A 20,575-nucleotide genomic window follows, 5' to 3' on the forward strand; every position below is an offset into this window, starting at 1 on the left:
AAATATAAAATGACCATACGGTTGTTATTGATAATTTTCCGTTTTCCATTATCAATTTTCAATTTGCTCCGGTTGTGCTATAATCAAATAGCTATGAAACGAAAGGAGAGTGTGCCATGCGGATCTGGACCGGACGAGCGGGGAGCGGCAAGACAACGGCCATCCTGCGGGAGATCGCGGCGCTGAGTGAAAAGGGAGAGGGACGGCAGATTCTGCTCGTGCCCGAGCTGAACTCGCACCTGATGGAGCGGCGGCTTGCCGCGGCCACGCACAACCACGGCGCACGCACGGCCGAGGTGCTGACGTTCTCACGATTGGCTGACCGTGTGTTCTCTGAGGTCGGCGGACTGGCACAGCAGATGCTGACGCCGGCAGGTCAGCTTTTGACCTTGCAGGAGGCGGCACGCCGTGTGCAGGGGGGGCTGCGTGCATGGAAGGGTCTGGCAGACAAGCCGGAGCTGCTGCAGGAGGCGCTGCGGCTGATCGACGAGTGCAAAACCTGTGCAGTCGCACCGGAGACGCTGTTTGCGGCTGCCGAAGAAAGTGAGGACGCGGTACTTGCAGAAAAATTGTCCGATCTTGCACAGATTTTAACAGCCTACGAGCGTCTGTGCGAGGCGTCCCTGCCCGACCCGAGAGACCGTCTGACACATCTGCGCGACCGTCTGGCAGAAAGTCACACGCTGGACGGCGCAGCGGTCTATCTGGATGGTTTTCTCGGCTTTACTGTGCAGGAAAGTGCAGTGGTTGATGCCATGCTGGCAGCGGGTGTGCCGCTCTCTGCGGCGGTAACCTGTGATACGGATTACCCGGAGATTTTCCTTACCGGCTGTAAAACAGTGCAGAAATTAACCCGGATGGCAAAACATCATAACCAGACGGTCGAGCGCATCGAACTGGGCGAAAGCAAGGTGGCCCGACCGGCGGGACTGGCTGCGCTCGAACGCGAAAGCCTGCTGCCGGTGCGCACCCCACAGGAGAGTGCGGACGGCGTTCGGCTGTACGAGGCGGCTTCGCCGTTTGACGAGTGCGAGCACGCGGCGGCTTACATTCGGCGCAAGGTGCGGGACGAAGGCGCGCGCTGCCGCGATTTTGTGGTTGCGGCACGCGATATCGAGCCGTACAGCGCGTTTCTCGCAATGGCGATGGCGCGGTACGACATTCCGGTGTTCCTCGCGGAAAAGCCGGATCTGCTGTCTCGTCCGCCGATGGCGCTGGTTACGAATGCACTGGAAGCGGTGCGAAATCACTTCCGATATGAAGATCTGTTCTCCTGTCTCAAGACCGGACTTGCGGGCTTGGATTGGGATGAAATTGACAAATTAGAGAATTATGTGCTCACCTGGAACATCCGCGGCGGAGCATGGGAACGCGAGTGGACCGAGCATCCGGACGGCTATGGTCTGTCCATCGACGAGAACGCGAAGGCACAGCTTGCCGAGCTGAACATACTCCGCAAACGAGCAATCGCGCCGTTCTCCGCACTGCGCGGGGCACTTGCAGGTGAGCAGCCTGCAGGCGACTGCGTGCGTGCGCTCTATGCATTTCTTCTCGCGGTGGATGCGCCGCAGCGCATGACTGACCGCGCCGCCGGACACGAGCAGGCGGGCCGTCTGCAGCTGGCCGACGAATACCGCCAGCTGTGGGAAATCCTGGTCTCTGCGATGGAGCAGTTCGCGTGGGTGTGCGGGGATATGCCGCTGACGCTCGACCGTTTCGCGCAGCTGTTCCGGCTGGTGCTCGGCGAGTACGATGTGGGTACGATTCCGGTTTCGCTCGACCGCGTGACCTGCGGCAACATCGAGCGTGCGTGTACGGAAAATGCGAAATATGTTATCCTGCTGGGCGTTAACGACGGCCTGATACCGAAAACCCCGTCCTCGACTTCGCTGCTGAGTGACATGGACCGCGACAAAATGGATGCGCTCGGCGTGGAACTCAAAGCCTACGGCGAGGAACGCCTGCTGATGGAGCAGGAAACGCTCTATCGGGCACTCGCGTGCCCGACAGACGAGCTGCTGCTGACGTATCACACCATCGACGCAGGCGGCGGTGAAACGCGGCCGTCCTACTTCGTGAACACAGTGCGGGAGCTGCTGCCGGATGTGCCGTTTTCCACCCACCGGACGGAGACCGTGCGTGACCGCCTGCAGGCGGAACGACCGGCGGTCGAACTCGCGTGCGCGTATCTTTCGGGCGACCGGACAGCCGCCGTGCGGGCTGCCTATGACTACTATAAGGATGATGAGCGCGTCAAAAACGCGCAGGCGCAGCGGCGCGGAAGAGGACCGCTGAGCAGTCCGCACACGATTGACGGATTGTACGGGAAAAGCCTCAATCTGACCGCTTCGCGTGTGGATACGTTCTATTCCTGCCGGTTTGCATTCTTTATGCAGTATGGTTTGAAGGCCAAGCCGCGCCGCGTGGCGAAGTTTGATGCGCTCTCGACCGGCACGTTCATCCACTATGTGCTCGAGCATGCGCTGGATGCTCTTGGAAAGTGCGAGGGCGGCGCCGCCCATGCCGATCAGCCGACCGTGCGCAAAGCCTGTCGTGAAGTGGTACGGCAGTATGTCGCGGAGGAACTGGGCGGCCTGGAGAACAAAACCGCGCGTTTCCAGTACCTGTTCCGCCGACTGGTGCGCGCCGTGGAGCAGATCCTCGACAACGTGATCGAAGAACTGCGCGTATCCGACTTTGCGCCGATCGACTATGAGCTGGACTTCTCGCGCAGCGGCGACCTGCCGCCCGTGCAGTGTGAGGACGGCGATGTGTCGGTTTCACTCTCCGGCAAGGTGGACCGCGTGGACGGCTACATCAAAAACGGTCGTCTCTATCTGCGCGTTATGGACTATAAAAGCGGAAAAAAGTCATTTTCGCTGTCCGACATTTGGTATGGACTCAACATGCAGCTTATCATCTATCTGTACGCGCTGCAGCAGGAGGGTCTGGACCGCTATCGTGCCCGCCTGACCGCCGAGCTGAACGAAATCGTACCGGCGGGCGTGCTGTACGTTCCGGTGCGCGATGAGCTGCCGGATGCGGCGCGCGACACGGACGAGGACGGACTGCGCATTCTGCGCGACAAGGCGCTGCGGCGTTCGGGTCTGCTGAGCGACGATATGTCGCTGCTCGAGGCGATGGAGCACGGTCTGGAGGGTGACGGACGGTTTATTCCGGTCTCTATCAAGACCGGGAAGGGCGAGGATGAGCCGACGCTTGCCGCCAAGTCCGCGGTAGCTGATTTGGCGAAATTCGGCAGACTGGCACGCTACACGCAGAAAAAGCTGCTCGAAATGGGACAGGCTCTGCGAAACGGCAGCATTGAAGCCGATCCGCGCAAGACCGACCGCAGCTACTGCGAATGGTGCGATTTCCGGGCAGCCTGCCGGTTCGACGAGACCGCCGGAGATAAGGTACGCTGGCTGAAAAACATCAAGGACAAGGAATTCTGGGAGCAGTTAGGAGGGAACGACAATGCCGAAGTGGACACCTGATCAGCAGACCGCGATCGACGATCGCGGCGGCGCATTGCTGGTTTCGGCGGCAGCTGGCTCGGGCAAGACCGCCGTACTGACCGAGCGCGTACTCCGTCGGCTGACGGACGAGAAGGATCCGGTCGATATCGACCGCCTGCTGTTGGTTACGTTTACCAACGCGGCGGCAGCCGAAATGCGTGAGCGAATCGGTGCGGCACTCGGTGCGGCTGTAGCCGCAAACCCGCGGGATACCCGTCTGCGGCGGCAGCTGTTCCTCGTGCACCGCGCGAAAATCACGACCGTGCACGCGCTGTGTCTGTCGCTCGCGCGCGAGCAGGCGGCGGTGCTCGGTATTGCACCCGACTTTCGCCTGATGGACGAAAACGAGGGCAAGCTGCTGCGCGCCGAGGTGCTCGAAGAAGTGCTCGACACGGCCTACGAGCAGGCAGACGAGAAGTTTTTTGCGCTCTGTGATCTGCTGACGGCGGGGCGCGACGACCAAAAGCTGGGCGAGGTCATTCTCGGCACCTACGAGAAGATTCAGGCACATCCTGATCCGCGGGCGTTCCTCGAGGATGTGCGCGCGGGATTGTACACGCGCGGCATGGACACGCCGCACGGCCGTGTTCTGCGCGAGCAGGCGAAGTCGGCGGCACAGCACGGTGCGGCATTTCTGCACATGGCTGTGGATGAATTGACCGGCATTGATGAGCTGGCGGACAACTATCTGCCCGCGCTGACGAGCGACTTAAATCAGGCCAAGCGTCTGCTGGACGCACTGTTTGGCGGCAGCTGGGATGACTGCGTGAAGGCTGCCCGGTCGATTTCGTTTGACCGACTGAAGGCCGCGAGGAAATTTGAGGACAAGGCGTTCCTCGAGCAGATCAAGGCCATGCGCGAGGAGTGGAAGGGCGTTGCCAATAATATTCGGGAGAAATGGCTGACCGTCACCGCAGAAGAAGCGGAGTACGACCGCGGCCTGACAGCCCCCGCGCTGTTCGCGCTCATTGACATGGTAAACGCCTTTGACGATGCCTTTACGGCAGCGAAACGTGCGAGAAATGCTGCGGATTTCAACGATTTGGAGCACTTTGCCGTGCGTCTGCTGTATACAGACGGCAAGCCGTCCGCACTGGCGAAAACCATGTCCGAGCAGTTCACCGAAATTGCGGTGGACGAGTATCAGGACACCAACGCCGTGCAGGATGCCATCTTCCGTGCACTCTCCAGAAACGAGACCAACCTGTTCATGGTCGGTGACGTCAAGCAGAGCATTTACGGCTTTCGACTGGCTGACCCGTCCATTTTCCTTGAGAAATACCGCAGCTTCGGTGAGGTGGCAGACGCCGCTGACGGGCAGCCGCGCCGTGTCGTGCTCGGGCAGAATTTCCGTTCACGAGCGGCCGTGCTGGACGCGTGCAACTATCTGTTTGCCGCCGTCATGGGCGAGACCGTGGGCGATCTCGTGTACACGGACAAGGAGGCGCTGCACCTCGGTGCGGACTACTATCCGGAGGCCGGAAATGCGCGGTACAAGACCGAAGTCCTGCTCGTGGATGCGGACGGACTCGGCGAGGACGATGATGCGCCGGATAAGACCGAACTCGAAGCACGGCTTGCCGCGAAGCGGATTCGTGCGCTGCTCGACGAAGGCTTTCCGGTGACGGATAAGCAGACCGGAAAGCTACGGCCGGTCACGCCGAGCGACATCGTAATCCTGCTGCGCTCGCCCAGAAGCAAGGCGCCGACCTACATTGCGGAGCTGGAGCGCATCGGCGTAACAGCCAGCGCCGAACAGCGCGGCGGCCTGCTCGAGACTGCCGAGGTCGGCACGATGGTGTCGCTGCTCAGCGTCATTGACAACCCGCGGCAGGATGTTGACCTTATCGGCGTGATGCGTTCGCCGCTGTTCGGATTCACCGAGCAGGAACTGGCGGATATTCGCCTTGTGGACCGCAGGATCAGCTATTATGACGCGCTGCTGCAGGCGAGAACGGATTTTCCCAAGGTGGAAACCTTCCTGCAGCGGCTGGACTTTCTGCGCACCTTTGCGTGCGATCAGCCGGTGTACCGCCTGCTGTGGGAGATTTACGACCAGACCGGCGCGCTCGGTCTGTACGGCGCTCTGCCGAACGGCGCACAGCGCCAGAGCAACCTGCTGACGTTCTTCGAGCGGGCGCGCTCGTTTGAGGGACAGGGCTTCCGCGGCCTGTTTGACTTTGTGCGCCTGCTGCGCGGCATGCTCGAACAGGGCGAGGATTTCCAGACGGTCGGTGCCGAGGCCACCGGCGGTGCGGTCCGCATTCTGTCCATCCACAAGTCTAAGGGACTGGAATTTCCGGTCGTTATCGTGGCAGACTGCGCCAAGCAGTTCAACGACAGCGACCTCAAGGAGCCGGTGCTCGTGCACCAGAACCTCGGCTTCGGCAGTAAGTGCCGCGACCGTGACCGCGGTGTGCAGTACGACACCGCCGAGCGCATTGCGGTCTCGGTGCAGATGCGCCGCGAGATGATATCCGAAGAGCTGCGCGTATTATATGTAGCGATGACGCGCGCCAAGGAAAAACTGATTCTGACGGCAGCAACCGGCAGTCTGCGGAATTCGCTGAAAAAATGGTCGCTGCTGGCGTCGCTCGATGAGCTGCCGCAGTACGCCATGGGTGCGGCACGCACGCCGCTTGCGTGGATTCTGACACCGCTGCTGCGGCATCCATGCGCGCGTGCCTTCCGCGAGGAGTATGCGCCCGAGGTGCCCGAGCACGGCACGGACAATGATGCGTTTATGCTCAAGGTGTATTATCCGAGCGACCTGCAGCCGCAGGAAACTGAAATCTTGCGTTTCGAGGACAGGGAGACCGGCGACTGCACCGTGCAGCCGCACTTCGACTACCCGCATGCTTACCTCGCGGAGCTGCCGAGCAAGCTGACCGCCACCGGTGTAGGCCGCGGCTACCGTGCAGACGAGGCCGCCGAGCAGACACCGCCGCCGCGGAAAGAAGTGCAGCTGCGCGCACCGCTGTTCGAGCAGGGAGAAAAGAAGCTGACGCCTGCCGAGATCGGCACAGCGCACCACCTGTTCATGCAGTTCTGCGACTTTGACGCCGCCTGTGCGCCGGATGGCGTGGAAAACGAGCTGAACCGTCTGGCGGAAAAGAAGATTTTGTCCACAGAACAGGCACATGCTGTGGATAAACACAAGATCGAACGGTTTTTCGCCTCCGACCTGTACAAAACCTTTATGGCGGAAAACAAGGTGCGGCGTGAGTTCAAGTTCTCCGTGCTCGTTCCGGCGCAAGCGTATTTTCCGGTTGCGGCGGATGCACCCGAGGAAAACGTGCTCCTGCAGGGCGTTATCGACTGCCTGATCGAAACCGGGGACGGCTTTGTTATCCTTGACTTCAAGACCGACCGCATCAAGAAGGGCGGTGCGGTCGAGAGAGCCGAGCAGTACCGTCCGCAGTTGGCCGCCTACGCGCGTGCCGTGCATGAGATTTACGGCAGACCGGTCCGCGCATGTGTGCTGTACTTTTTCCACACCGGCGATACCGAATGGGTGTCGCTCGACGAGACCTGACGGCATTCGACCGCACAGCAGTTAAGAGCGTGTTAAGATTCATTTGCACGCATTGACATTGCGGCCGCACGATGGTAAATTGAGTACAACAAAAGCAAAGGGGCACCGGAAAAATACCGGACGGCTCCGCAGAACCTCAATATGCCACCATCATTCATTCCTCATTTCCAAATGAAAAATCCGCAGACGGGAACGTCTGCGGATTTTTCTATCTGTCAGAGGCTGGTTTCGCGACAGCCGTTTGCACGGATTGCATAACACGCATGCGGCAAAAATCGTGAAAAACCGTCATATGCCCGCTTTACTTTACAGGGCAAAAAGGATATAATAAACTTAACTATCAAAAATGACCTATTTGGAGAAAAGGAGAACGACGAAATGGCGTATTATTTCAGTGAACCTTCGCATACCTTTAACGAATATCTGCTGGTACCGGGGTATTCCTCTGCGGAGTGCATGCCGGCGAACGTAAGCCTGCGCACACCAATCGTTAAGTACAAAAAGGGCGAGGAATCCGCGCTGTATGCCAACATTCCGATGGTTTCCGCAATCATGCAGGCGGTATCGGATGATCGTATGGCGATCGCACTGGCGCAGGAGGGCGGTATCTCCTTTATCTTCGGTTCGCAGTCGATCGAGAGTGAGGCTGCCATGGTTTCCCGCGTAAAGAGCTACAAGGCAGGCTTCATCGTATCCGACTCCAACGTAAAGCCGGACACCACCCTTGAGGAAGTCCTCAAGCTGAAGGAGCGCACCGGTCACTCCACCATGGCTGTTACCGATGACGGCACCGCGAACGGCAAGCTGCTCGGTATTGTCACCAGCCGCGACTACCGTGTTTCCCGCATGGAGCGCAGCGTTAAGGTTGAGGAGTTCATGACGCCGTTTGACAAGCTGATCACCGCTCCGGCAGATACCAGCCTCAAGATCGCAAACGACATCATCTGGGACAACAAGCTGAACTCTCTGCCGCTGGTAGACGACAAGCAGCATCTGGTTTATATGGTATTCCGCAAGGACTACGACAGCCACAAGGCAAACTCTCTTGAGCTGCTCGATGAGCACAAGCGTTATGTAGTCGGCGCAGGCATCAACACCCGCGACTACGCAGAGCGTGTTCCGGCACTGGTTGAGGCGGGCGCAGACGTTCTCTGCATCGACTCCTCCGAGGGTTTCTCCGAGTGGCAGAGCCGCACTCTGTCCTGGGTACGCGCAAAGTACGGCGACAGTGTAAAGGTCGGCGCGGGCAACGTTGTTGACCGCGAGGGTTTCCGCTTCCTTGCTGAGGCCGGCGCGGACTTCATCAAGGTCGGCATTGGCGGCGGCTCCATCTGCATCACTCGTGAGCAGAAGGGCATCGGCCGTGGTCAGGCTACCGCTCTGATCGAGGTTGCAGCCGCTCGTGACGAGTATTTCGAGGAGACCGGCATCTACATTCCGATCTGCTCGGACGGCGGTATCGTTCACGATTATCACTGCACGCTGGCGCTGGCTATGGGCGCCGACTTCCTCATGCTCGGCCGTTACTTCTCTCGTTTTGACGAGTCCCCGACGAACAAGGTCAACATCAACGGCAGCTACATGAAGGAGTACTGGGGCGAGGGTTCTGCCCGTGCCCGCAACTGGCAGCGCTACGACATGGGCGGCGACAAGAAGCTGTCCTTCGAGGAAGGCGTTGACTCCTACGTTCCGTACGCAGGCTCGCTGAAGGACAACCTCGGTCTGACCCTGAGCAAGGTCCGTTCCACCATGTGCAACTGCGGCTCTCTGTCCATTCCGGAGTTCCAGAAGAAGGCAAAGATCACGCTGGTATCCGCAACCTCGATCGTCGAGGGCGGCGCACACGATGTTGTGCTCAAGGAAACCGCATCTACGAGCAAATAAGCATAGTTTACTCACAAATTGCCCCACAGGTTATCTCTGCGGGGCAATTCTTATCGGAAATGAGATTGCATGAAGGGGGAGGGGCGCTATGCCTCAGAATAACAAGCCGGGACGCCGTCTGCTGCGGCGGCTGTACGGTTCGTGGTACCGCGTGCGGCGCAATATCAGCGCGTTTGCGCGGTGGTGCCTGTTTGCAGTCATTATCGGCGTGGTGGTGGGCGCAGTCGGCGCGGCGTTTGAGCACGCACTCGAATGGGCGACCGAAACTCGTCAGGAATACAGCTGGACGCTGTATTTTCTGCCGCTGGTCGGTCTGTTTATCGCGTTCTGGTACAGTAAAATGGATATGCCGCTTGAACGCGGCACCAACTTCATCCTGACCTCGGTGCGGCAGGATCATCCGGTGCGGCTGCGGCTTGCTCCGAGCATCTTCATCACCTCGGTGCTGACCCACCTGTGCGGCGGCTCTGCCGGACGAGAAGGTGCGGCGCTGCAGCTCGGCGGTGCGATTTCGGGCAATATCGGACATCTGATGCACCTGGACGACAAGGATTCCCGCACGATCACCATGTGCGGCATGGCAGCGTGCTTTTCGGCGCTGTTCGGCACACCGCTTGCGGCGAGCGTGTTCGCAATGGAGGTTATCAGCGTGGGCGTGATGTACTATGCGGCGCTGTTTCCGTCCATCCTTGCGAGCGTGATCGCGCATCAGGTAGCGCTGCAGCTTGGCGGCGGCACGACCGCGTTTACGCTCTCCGGTGTGCCGGAAAATACGGATGTGCTGCTCATTGTAAAGCTGGTGGCGTTCGGCGTGGTCTGCGCCGGACTGAGTGCGCTCGTGTGCATCATCTTCCATAAAATCGGTCATCTGTTCAAGCATTTTCTGCCGAACCAGTACGCCTGCATTGCGGTTGGCGGCGCGGTCGTGGTGCTCATCAGCCTGCTGCTCGGCACGCGCGACTACAACGGTGCAGGTATGCAGGTCATTGAACGCGCGATTGCCGGTCACGCGGCATACGAGGCGTTTTTCCTCAAGCTGGTGCTGACGGCGATTACCATCGGCGTCGGCTATAAGGGCGGTGAGATCGTGCCCGTGCTGTTCATCGGCGCGACCTTCGGCGCCGCCTACGGCGGATTTTTCGGTCTGGCTCCATCCTTTGCGGCCGGTCTCGGTATGACGGCCGTGTTCTGCGGCGTGACAAATTCGCCGCTTACATCCATCCTGCTGGCGTATGAGCTGTTCGGCGGTCAGAGCCTTGCGCTGTTTGCACTGGTCATCGCCATCGCGTACATGCTCTCCGGCTACTACGGCCTGTACAGTGAGCAGAAGATCATCTATTCCAAGCTCCAGCCGAGATATATCGACCGAAAAACCAAATAACCAACCATCCGTAGGGCGCGACGACTCGGCGCGCCGTGTAAATCATGTGCAGTTGCTGAAAAGGCGGCGTGCCGAGGTCGTCACGCCCTACGATATACGTTCTCGAAAGGAACAAAGCCAATGCAGAATTTCAAAGGTGCAATTTTCGACATGGACGGCACACTTTTGGACTCCATGCCGGTCTGGAAACGACTGACACAGCGCTACCTTGCGCAGTTCGACGTTCACATCACAGACGCGGACTACGCGGTATGCGAGGGCTTTTCCCAGCCGCAGGTCGCGGAGTATTTTCTGAAACGCTATCCGAACCTGCCGCTGACCCAGCAGCAGATGCTCGACGGCATGGACGAGATGATCACCTCGCGCTACGAGAGCATCGCCAAGCCCAAGGACGGCGTGATCGACTTCCTCGAAAGCCTGCGCGCACGCGGCGTCAAAATGGCGATCGCTACGCTGACGGCACGCCGCCACGCGGAGAAGGCGCTCATCGACCGCGACATGATGAAGTATTTCGAGTTCATGCTCACCATCGAGGATGTGGGCGTGCCCAAGTACGAGCCGGACATTTATCTCGAAGCAGCAAAGCGCCTCGGTCTGACAGCAGGCGAGTGCATGGTGTTTGAGGACGCGCCGTATGCGGGCGTAACGGCGAAAAAAGCCGGTTTTGCGCTCTGCGGCATGGCCGAACCCGCCTACGCGGAGGGCGAAGACACGCTCCGGCAGGTCAGCGATATGTTCGTCGAGCATTCCTTTGCCGAACTTGCCGGAAAACTGTAAAAAACACTTGCAATATAACGCATCATATCCTATTATATATAGGAAAGAGAGTATGGAGCTGCGTTAGGAATCCTAACGCGGCTTCCTTTTACGTTGGGAGGCTGGAATTTTTGGAACAACAGAATAAAATGGGCACCGCGAAAATGGGTCCGCTGATCTTTTCGATGGCACTGCCGGCGATGATCTCCATGATCATCAACGCGCTGTACAATATCGTGGACAGTATCTTCGTGGCCAAGTATTCGCAGGATGCGCTGGCGGCGGTTTCGCTCGTATATCCGCTGCAGATGCTGGTCGTGGCGATCGGTGTCGGCACCGGTGTCGGCGTAAACTCACTGATCGCACGCCGTCTGGGCGAAAAGCGCCAGAAGCACGCGGACTCGGCGGCAGAGCACGGCGTTGCGCTGGCGGTTGTTGGCGGCATCGCATTCTTCATCCTCGGCTGGGGATTTTCGGGTGTATTCGTCGGCGCATTCGGTGCGAGCGAGGCGGTTTCGGTTTATGCTATCCAGTATTCGCACCTTGCGGTCGGCATGAGTATTTTTGTTATGATCTCGATGATGTGCGAGAAGATCCAGCAGTCCGGCGGCAACATGATCATCCCGATGTGTCAGGGCCTGACCGGTGCGATCATCAACATCATCCTTGACCCGCTGATGATCTTCGGCATCGGTCCGTTCCCGGAGATGGGTATTCGCGGCGCGGCTCTCGCGACCGTTATCGGCCAGATCTTCGGCATGGCGCTTGGTCTGTGGGGCGTGTTCCGTCGTCAGAAGGTGCTGAATGTTAACATGCGCGAGTTCAAGTGGCGCGGACAGACGATCAAGGACATTTACCGTGTCGGCCTGCCGGGTATTGTCATGCAGAGCGTCGTTTCCGTTATGACGGCCGGTATGAACGGCATTTTGATCGCCTTCTCTCAGACGGCGGTCAACGTACTCGGTGTGTATTTCAAGCTGCAGACCTTCGTCTTTATGCCGGTATTCGGACTCAATCAGGGTGCGCTGCCGGTTATGGGCTACAACTACGGCGCACGCAACCGCAAGCGTCTGATGGGGGCATACAAGATCACGCTGACGGCGGCTGTCGTCATTATGGCGCTTGGTCTGGTGCTGTTCCAGCTGCTGCCCGAGCAGATGCTCATGCTGTTTGTGGACAAGTCCGATGCGGCGGCAGCACAGGAGATGATTGAGGTCGGCGTTCCGGCGCTCAAGACCATCAGCCTGTCCTTCCTCGGTGCAGCGTTTGGTATCATTAATTCCACAATGTTTCAGGCAACCGCACGCGGCATGAACAGCCTGATCGTGTCTGTCTGCCGTCAGCTGGTCGTTATCCTTCCGGCGGCATGGCTGCTGGGTCAGCAGTTTGGCCTGAATGCGGTATGGTATGCATTCCCGATTGCAGAAATCGCAGCATTCTTTATCTCGTATATTCTGCTCTGGCGCGAATACCGCTCGGAACTGCGGTTCCTTGATGTAGAAAAGGAGGCAAAGGCATGAAACGAATTGCCAGCTTTGAAGTAAACCATGATAAACTGAAGCCGGGTATGTATACCTCGCGTATCGACGGCGACATCACCACCTATGATATCAGAATGGTGTACCCGAATGCGGGTACTTACATCCAGCCGGCGGCGGGGCATACGTTCGAGCACCTGTTTGCAACGTATGCACGCAACTCGAAGTTTGCTGATCAGATCATCTACTGCGGTCCGATGGGCTGTCAGACCGGCTTCTACTTCCTTGTGCGCGATATGAAGCCGTCGGACGCGATTGCGCTCGTGCAGGAGAGCATGGCGTTTATCGCCGCTTACGAGGGCGAGATTCCGGGTGCGAGCCGCATTGAGTGCGGTAATTATCTGCTGCACGATCTGGCAGGCGCAAAGCAGCTTGCCGCTTCCATGATTCCCGTGCTCGAGGGCTGGAAAGAAGAAAATCTGATTTATGAAAAATAATGCTTGCATTTTCGGAAAACATGTGGTAAGATAATTTTACGACTGTTGGAGATATGTAAACATATCCGTGGAAAGAGGTGAAACAACATGAAACAGGGCATCCATCCCGACTACAAGCAGACCACGATCCGCTGTGCCTGCGGCAATGTCATTGAGACCGGCTCCACCAAGGAGAACATCGTCGTTGACGTTTGCTCCAAGTGCCACCCCTTCTTCACGGGTAAGCAGAAGCTGGTAGACACCGGCGGACGTGTTGATCGCTTCAAGAAGCGTTTCAATCTGGACAAGTAATGTGAAAAGCCATCGAAACGTGTTTTCGGTGGCTTTTTCGTTATCTGTTTTCAGATTGCGGAAGGGTGTTTGCGGTACAGGCGGTCTGGTGCGCTTGAACCGCGCAGGCGGTTCACTCTGTCCGGGCGGAAAGTTTTTCGCTGAACCTCAGCGGAGAGTTGCCGTCTGCGGACGGCAGGGGATTCGCCGTACCCACGGCGGCGGGCAAGAGGGTAGACACCTGCGGTTTCTACCCTCTTAACTCCCGTTTCCCTTTGTTTCTTAGCTTGGCGCAGACCAGAGACCGGCGACCGCTCCGAAATAGGGGAACGGCAGTCGGGTTACCCGTCTGTAGGGGCGCGCATTGCGCGTCCATTACTCGACCGATTCGCAGTACCGGATACCATACTGCTACACAGACGGTTTACTCTGCGCAGGCGCGGCATATCTGTGCCGCGCAACTCGTTGGTCTGGTGGCTATGGACGGCGCCTGCGGGTTTTATTTGATAACGAATGTTACCGCAGGGTGCGCCGACTTACAACGATAGGGCATTTTCTATATAACAAAAAATCCGCCACGGTTTGCCGTGACGGAAAAATATTCACTTTTTCTACCCTTATATTACCACAAAACAGACGAAAAATCAAGTCTTGTACGGTTTTGCGTTTGGGTGTAATAAATATAGAGGACAATTTAAGGCAATACCGCATAATTGAACAAGAGTGATTTGCGAGTAAATTTTGCGTACTGACGAGGCGCAGTTTTGCGGTAATACTTGATGTATTACCGTGAAACTTCGGCAGCGCGGACGGAACTCGCGCAAGGAACCGAAGCCAAAGTCAGGGCACAAAATTTCCGCAAAGCACCGCGGCAGCGCGACCGGAGCCTGCGCGAGGAGCCGCCGCTTTAATTATGCGGTGTTGCCTTAACAGCAAGGAGGAATTTTCCATGCCGTTTACCAATCAAACAGAAGAAAAGCAGATCGAACGGGCGGTTCTGGTTGGTCTGTCGTGTCCGAGCTTCAACGCCGATCAGGATGCGGACGAGCGCACGATGGACGAGCTGCGCGCGCTGGCGGAGACTGCCGGTGCGGAAGCTGTTGCGATGACGCTGCAGCGCCGTCCGGCACCGGATGCCCGCACGTTTATCGGCGAGGGCAAGGCAGAAGAGGTCAAGCAGCTTGCCGAGATGAACGACGCAAGTCTGATCCTGTTCGACAACGAGCTGTCGCCGTCGCAGATGAGCAATCTGGAAGAGCTGACCGGCCGCACGGTACTCGACCGCTCGGCGCTCATCCTCGATATTTTCGCGCAGCGTGCGCGCACCGGCGAAGGCAAGCTGCAGGTCGAACTGGCGCAGTACCAGTATATTCTGCCGCGGCTGGCGGGTATGGGCAAGGCGATGAGCCGTCTCGGCGGCGGCATCGGCACGCGCGGACCCGGTGAGAGCAAGCTGGAGAGCGACCGCCGTCACATCCGCAGCCGCATCGACAAGCTGCGCCGTGATTTGGAGCAGGTGCGGCAGGTGCGCTCTGTGCAGCGCCGTCAGCGCAAAAAGGCCGAGCTGCCGCTGGTTGCCATTGTCGGCTATACGAACGCGGGCAAGTCCACACTGCTGAACACCCTGACCGGTGCGGGCATCGAGGCGAACGACCGTCTGTTCGATACACTCGACCCGACTACGCGCAAAAAGCGCATTTCGGACACGCAGGAAATCCTCCTGTCCGATACCGTAGGCTTTATTCGCAAGCTGCCGCATCATCTCGTATCGGCGTTCAAGGCCACGCTCGAGGAGCTGGCGTATGCCGATCTGCTGCTGCACGTCGTGGACGTTTCGGACGAAAACTGGCAGATTCATGCACAGACTGTGGATAAGGTTGTGGCACAGCTCGGTGCACAGGATATTCCGCGCGTAATGGTGTACAACAAGGCGGATAAGTGCGACCCGGACGTCATTCCGTTCATTCGGCCGGATGAGGGCGTGAAGATTTCCGCAAAGAGCGGCGAGGGCGTTGACGACCTGCTGACCGCCATCGAAAAGGCGCTCGGCAAGGGCAAGCATAAGGTGAAGCTGTGCATTCCGTACAGCGACGGCGCCGTGCTCGATATGCTGCACCGCGAAGCACAGATCGACTCGACCGACTATGCCGCGGAAGGCACGATTGTTGAGGCGGTTGTGGATGATAAGACCTACGGCAGAGTTTCGACATACATTATGGGTAATGAGTAATTACTAATTCCTAATTATTTAAGGATTTGCTGATGGAAAAAGATTACTTTGTGCCTTTCGCCAGCTACGGCGAGGACAAATTTGAAGAAAAACGCTCCAAGTTCACCGGACGGCTGTGGCATGTTGAAACCGCCGAGGAGGCGGTAGCGAAGATAAAGGAAATGCGCGAGACCTACTGGGACGCGACACACAACTGCTACGCCTACATTCTCCGTGAGGGCAATGTGATGCGCTACTCGGATGACGGAGAACCGCAGGGCACGGCAGGCATGCCAATCCTCGAGGTTCTGCGCCACGAGAACCTGACCGACTGCGTTTGCGTTGTCACGCGCTATTTCGGCGGCATTCTGCTCGGCACCGGTGGACTGGTCCGCGCGTACACGCAGGGCGCGCAGGTGGCTGTCGCGGCGGCCGGTGTGCAGAGAATGAGCCTGTACACGGTGGCGCTCATCGCGTGCCCGTACAATCTGTACGAGATTATTCTGCACCTGCTGCCGGACCACGACTGCGCGGTCGAGGAGACCGACTACGGCGCGGATGTAACGCTGACCGTGACGCTGCCCGCCGGTCGGGAGGACAAGCTGAATCAGGCGCTCGCCGAAGCCACGGCAGGGCAGGTTTACGCCGAGGTCATGGAGACCCGATTCATGGGTCGGCGTGTCAAGTAAATACCGGCTTGCAAGGCTCACAAAATTCTGAAAAAATTTTTGTGAAAAAAGAGGATTTTCAGATTTCGTTTCGTATAACTATTATGTGACGGATTCTCCGAGGCTGAGGAGGCGGTACATATGACCATTCGAGAGCAGAACGAACAGCGTGAGCACACGGTGCTTGAGCCGTGGGCGACCTTTGCGGACAGCTCCGCAGGCAGGCTGCGCCCGATGGAACCGTGTCCGTACCGCACCTGCTTTCAGCGCGACCGGGACCGCATTATCCACTCGAAGGCGTTCCGGCGGCTGGGCAACAAGACGCAGGTATTTATCTCGCCGGAGGGCGACCACTACCGTGCTCGGCTGACGCACACGCTCGAGGTCGCGCAGATTGCGCGGACAATCGCGCGGGCGCTCGGACTCAACGAGGATTTGACCGAAGCGATTGCGCTCGGACATGATCTCGGGCACACGCCGTTCGGTCACGCCGGAGAGGCGGCACTCGATGCGGTTTGTCCGTTCGGGTTTCGGCACAACGAGCAGAGTCTGCGCGTGGTGGATGTGCTCGAGGATTTGAATCTCACGCGTGAGGTGCGCAACGGCATTGTCTGCCATACCGGCAGGCGCAAGGCGAGTACGCCGGAAGGCCGAATTATCCATTTTGCCGACCGCATTGCCTATATCAACCACGATATTGACGACGCGGTACGCGCGGGCATTATCCGCGAGAGCGATATTCCGCAGCATTTGAGAAAACGCCTGGGTGGGACGCACGGCAAGCGCATTGATACACTGGTGACGGCGATGATCGAGTACGGTCAGCGGTATCTGGAGATCGGCATGGACGAGCAGATGCACGAGGACATGATGGAGTTGCGGCAGTTCATGTTCGATCATGTGTACCACGGCACGGCCGCACAGCGTGAGGAAAAACGCGCAAAATCCATGCTGCGCAGTTTGTACGAATATTTTATCGAGCATCCTGACGAGCTGCCGGACGATTACTTCGTGCTGCAGGCCCGGGGGGAGGCGCTCGAGCGGATTGCGTGCGACTATGTTGCAGGCATGACCGACCGCTACTCGATAGCGGTCTATAAGAATTTGTTTATTCCGAAAAGCTGGAATAAGATTGAGGATTAACGAAAATGGGTATCATATATTCGTTTTCGTTCGATAAATAGGGAAGGAGGGACACGAAATGCCGTTTGACCGTATATTTCTGGACGAGCTGTCCGCGCGGAACGACATTGTAGAGATCGTTTCGCAATATGTGCAGCTGAAAAAGAGCGGCGCGAACTATTTCGGTCTGTGCCCCTTCCACAACGAGAAAACCGGTTCGTTTTCGGTCTCGCCGGACAAGCAGATTTTTCACTGCTTCGGCTGCGGCGCAGGCGGCGGTGTCATCACCTTTATTATGAAGGCGGAAGGTCTGACCTTCCCGGATGCGGTACGCTATCTCGCCGAGCGGGCGGGCATGCAGATACCCGAACAGGGCGAAGCCGAGCGCAAAGCGGCGCGCCACAGAGAGCGTCTGTACGCGCTCTGCAGGGATGCCGGACGCTATTATTATGACACACTCTGGCGGCCGGAAAACCGAACCGCACAGCAGTATTTTATCAACCGAGGTCTGTCCCGAAGGACGATGAACCGCTTCGGACTCGGCTATGCACCGGATTCCTTCCACGCGCTCATTGACGCGATGACGGCCAAAGGCTACACGCGCGAGGAACTCATGGATGCCGGTCTGGTCAGCCGCAGCGAAAAGGGACATATTTACGACCGGTTCCGCAACCGTGTCATGTTCCCGATCATCGACGTGCGCGGTCATGTGATCGCATTCGGCGGCCGTGTGCTGGATGATTCCAAGCCGAAGTACCTGAACTCGCCGGAAACGCCGATCTTCCACAAGAGCCGCAATCTGTTTGCGCTCAACCTGTCAAAAAGCACGAAGAACGATTATTTTATCTTAGCCGAGGGCTATATGGATGTCATCGCGCTGCATCAGGCGGGATTTGATTCCGCGGTTGCATCGCTTGGCACCTCGCTGACCGAGGAGCAGGCACGCATTATCGCGCGGCACACCGACCGCATTGTCATCTCGTATGACGCGGACGGAGCCGGTCAGGCGGCGGCACAGCGCGCGATCGATATCCTGAAAAAATGCGATCTGCAGGTCAAGGTGCTGCGTATTCCGGGGGCCAAGGACCCGGATGAATTCATCAAGGCACGCGGCGCGGATGCGTTCCGCAATCTGATTGAACGCAGTGAGGATCACAATGCGTTCCGCATTGAGCAGATTGCCGCGAAGTACGACCTTGAGGACGATGAAGCACGCGTGCTGTTCCTCAGAGATGCAGCGCGGATGCTCGCCGGCATCGAGAGCACCATCGAACGTGAGGTCTACGCCGGACGTGCCGCCAAGATGGCAGGCGTGACCGCCGAAGCCATGAACGTTGAGGTTCGGCGTGAACTCGGAATTCAGCGCAAGCGGCGAAAGGCCGCCGAACGGCGTGAGATACGCTCTCCGGTCGGACTGGCGCAGCCGAAGGACAGGTCGCTGGCGTATACCGACATGAAATCCGCTAAGGCCGAGGAGAATGTGCTTAGACTTCTGTTCTCGGACCAGAAATTGATTGCTGTTGCCGAAAAGGACTTGCAGCCGGCGTGGTTTTCCGCACCGGTGCTGCGTAAGATATACGAGCGCGTGCTCGAGTTGAACCGAAACGACCAGATGGTCGATGTGCTGTCCTTTGAGGGATGGCTGGAGCCTAACGAAATGAGCCTGCTGTCCGCGATACTCGAGCCCGGCATTCCGGCCGGAGAGCATCGAGGGGAACTGCAGGAATACATAAACACCATACGAATGCAGCGCGTCAAGGATGGAACCATTACGCAGGCGGGAGAGGACCCGCTGCTTACATTCGGACGCATCAAAAAACAAAACGCGGGAGGACAAACGATATGACGAAAGCAAACGCAAATGCAGCCGCAAACGCACAGGAGCAGCAGGCAGCACAGCAGCAGATCCTGCGCGACCTGCTCGCGCTTGGCAAGAAGAACGGCCGCCTGACGCTCAAGGAGATTTCGGATGCACTGAGCCATCTGGAGCTGTCGAGTGAGGACATCGACAAGGTGTACGAGACGCTCGAAACCATGGGCATCGAGGTCGAGACGAATGGTGTGCTGGAGAAGGTCATCGGTGACGATGACGACTCCTTTGAGCCGGAGGAAGTGGAAGAGGTTCCGGAGGAAGAACTGGTCGATACCTCTGCCATGGCTGAGACGTTCGCCATTGATGATCCGGTCCGCATGTATCTGAAGGAGATCGGCAAGGTCGATCTGCTGTCTCCTGAGGAGGAGGTAACGCTCGCAGAGCGTATGCAGAAGGGCAACGAGGCCACAGAACGCATCGCAAACGAAGGCGATGCCATTCCGGCGGAGGAGCGCGCACAGCTTGAGAAGGATATCAAGCTTGGCGACCGTGCCAAGAAGCGTCTGGCTGAGGCTAACCTGCGACTGGTTGTCTCCATCGCAAAGCGCTATGTCGGCCGCGGCATGCTGTTCCTCGATCTGATCCAGGAGGGCAACCTCGGTCTGATCAAGGCGGTCGAGAAGTTCGACAGCACTAAGGGCTTTAAGTTCTCTACCTACGCAACGTGGTGGATCCGTCAGGCGATCACCCGTGCGATTGCGGATCAGGCGCGTACGATCCGTATTCCGGTACACATGGTTGAGACCATCAACAAGGTTATCCGCGTTTCCCGCCAGCTGCTGCAGGAGCTGGGCCACGATCCCAGCCCGGAGGAGATCGCCAAGGAGATGAACATGCCGGTTGACCGTGTGCGCGACATCCTGAAGATCGCGCAGGAGCCGGTATCGCTCGAGACGCCGATCGGCGAGGAGGAGGATTCTCACCTCGGCGACTTCATCCCGGACGACGACGCGCCGGAACCGGCAGAGGCGGCCTCCTTCATGCTGCTCAAGGAGCAGCTCGTCGAGGTGCTCAAAACTCTGACGCCGCGTGAGGAAAAGGTTCTGCGCCTGCGCTTCGGCATCGAGGACGGCCATACCCGCACCCTTGAGGAAGTCGGCAAGGAATTCAACGTAACTCGTGAGCGTATCCGCCAGATCGAGGCAAAGGCGCTGCGTAAGCTGCGTCATCCGTCGCGCTCCAAGAAGCTGAAGGATTTTCTGAACTAAGCAAGATATGAAAAGCCGCTTACCAATGGTAAGCGGCTTTTTTATGGAAAATGGAGCATGAAACCGTTGCGCTAATTCTCCATTCTCAATTACTGCGATATTCGAGATACCGTATAAAATGCTTGACCGGCGGCAAAGGTTTCTATCGTGTTGTAAAACTGCGGCAGAATTTGCCT

At 58.0% G+C, this 20,575-nt stretch carries 13 protein-coding genes; all 13 read left to right on the forward strand.

The window, feature by feature from the left end; all coding sequences use genetic code 11:
• Positions 1 to 116: 116 nt before the first annotated feature.
• The 13 genes from DW724_RS00070 (at position 117) to rpoD (ending at position 20,399) form a co-directional block, all read left to right on the forward strand.
• Positions 117 to 3,497 (forward strand): PD-(D/E)XK nuclease family protein, encoded by a 3,381-nt coding sequence (locus DW724_RS00070; protein WP_118760280.1) that lies wholly within the window; start codon positions 117 to 119, stop codon positions 3,495 to 3,497.
• A complete protein-coding gene (addA, locus tag DW724_RS00075) occupies positions 3,478 to 7,053 on the forward strand; it encodes a helicase-exonuclease AddAB subunit AddA (protein ID WP_118760281.1) in 3,576 nt (1,191 codons plus the stop codon). The genes DW724_RS00070 and addA overlap by 20 nt, the downstream gene beginning before the upstream one ends.
• A gap of 378 nt (positions 7,054 to 7,431) precedes the next feature.
• The gene (locus DW724_RS00080) at positions 7,432 to 8,937 is read left to right on the forward strand and encodes an IMP dehydrogenase (protein WP_117491317.1); all 1,506 of its coding nucleotides are present in this window, start codon (positions 7,432 to 7,434) and stop codon (positions 8,935 to 8,937) included.
• An 88-nt stretch (positions 8,938 to 9,025) separates the two neighbouring features.
• Positions 9,026 to 10,318 (forward strand): chloride channel protein, encoded by a 1,293-nt coding sequence (locus tag DW724_RS00085; protein WP_118760282.1) that lies wholly within the window; start codon positions 9,026 to 9,028, stop codon positions 10,316 to 10,318.
• Between the two features lie 120 nt (positions 10,319 to 10,438).
• Positions 10,439 to 11,095 (forward strand): HAD family hydrolase, encoded by a 657-nt coding sequence (locus DW724_RS00090; protein ID WP_118760283.1) that lies wholly within the window; start codon positions 10,439 to 10,441, stop codon positions 11,093 to 11,095.
• A 110-nt stretch (positions 11,096 to 11,205) separates the two neighbouring features.
• Positions 11,206 to 12,594 carry an MATE family efflux transporter gene (locus tag DW724_RS00095; protein ID WP_118760284.1) on the forward strand — a complete coding sequence of 463 codons (1,389 nt, stop codon included), beginning with the start codon at positions 11,206 to 11,208 and terminating at the stop codon, positions 12,592 to 12,594.
• Positions 12,591 to 13,049 (forward strand): S-ribosylhomocysteine lyase, encoded by a 459-nt coding sequence (locus DW724_RS00100; protein ID WP_110436301.1) that lies wholly within the window; start codon positions 12,591 to 12,593, stop codon positions 13,047 to 13,049. The genes DW724_RS00095 and DW724_RS00100 overlap by 4 nt, the downstream gene beginning before the upstream one ends.
• An 87-nt stretch (positions 13,050 to 13,136) precedes the next feature.
• Positions 13,137 to 13,340, forward strand: coding sequence for a 50S ribosomal protein L31 (gene rpmE / locus DW724_RS00105; RefSeq protein ID WP_016147979.1), 204 nt, complete (start codon positions 13,137 to 13,139; stop codon positions 13,338 to 13,340).
• Between the two features lie 928 nt (positions 13,341 to 14,268).
• Positions 14,269 to 15,549: a GTPase HflX gene (gene hflX / locus DW724_RS00110; protein WP_118360304.1), complete on the forward strand. Its 1,281-nt coding sequence runs from the start codon at positions 14,269 to 14,271 to the stop codon at positions 15,547 to 15,549.
• Between the two features lie 32 nt (positions 15,550 to 15,581).
• Positions 15,582 to 16,217: a YigZ family protein gene (locus DW724_RS00115; RefSeq protein ID WP_118760285.1), complete on the forward strand. Its 636-nt coding sequence runs from the start codon at positions 15,582 to 15,584 to the stop codon at positions 16,215 to 16,217.
• Positions 16,218 to 16,337: 120 nt separating this feature from the next.
• A complete protein-coding gene (locus DW724_RS00120) occupies positions 16,338 to 17,339 on the forward strand; it encodes a deoxyguanosinetriphosphate triphosphohydrolase (protein ID WP_118760286.1) in 1,002 nt (333 codons plus the stop codon).
• A 58-nt stretch (positions 17,340 to 17,397) separates the two neighbouring features.
• Complete coding sequence (gene dnaG, locus DW724_RS00125; protein ID WP_118285635.1) at positions 17,398 to 19,164, forward strand: DNA primase; 1,767 nt, start codon at positions 17,398 to 17,400, stop codon at positions 19,162 to 19,164.
• Complete coding sequence (rpoD, locus tag DW724_RS00130) at positions 19,161 to 20,399, forward strand: RNA polymerase sigma factor RpoD (RefSeq protein WP_118760287.1); 1,239 nt, start codon at positions 19,161 to 19,163, stop codon at positions 20,397 to 20,399. The genes dnaG and rpoD overlap by 4 nt, the downstream gene beginning before the upstream one ends.
• The last annotated feature ends 176 nt before the right edge of the window (positions 20,400 to 20,575 follow it).

It is taken from the genome of Butyricicoccus sp. AM27-36 (assembly GCF_003480945.1).
Classification (GTDB): domain Bacteria; phylum Bacillota; class Clostridia; order Oscillospirales; family Butyricicoccaceae; genus Agathobaculum; species Agathobaculum butyriciproducens.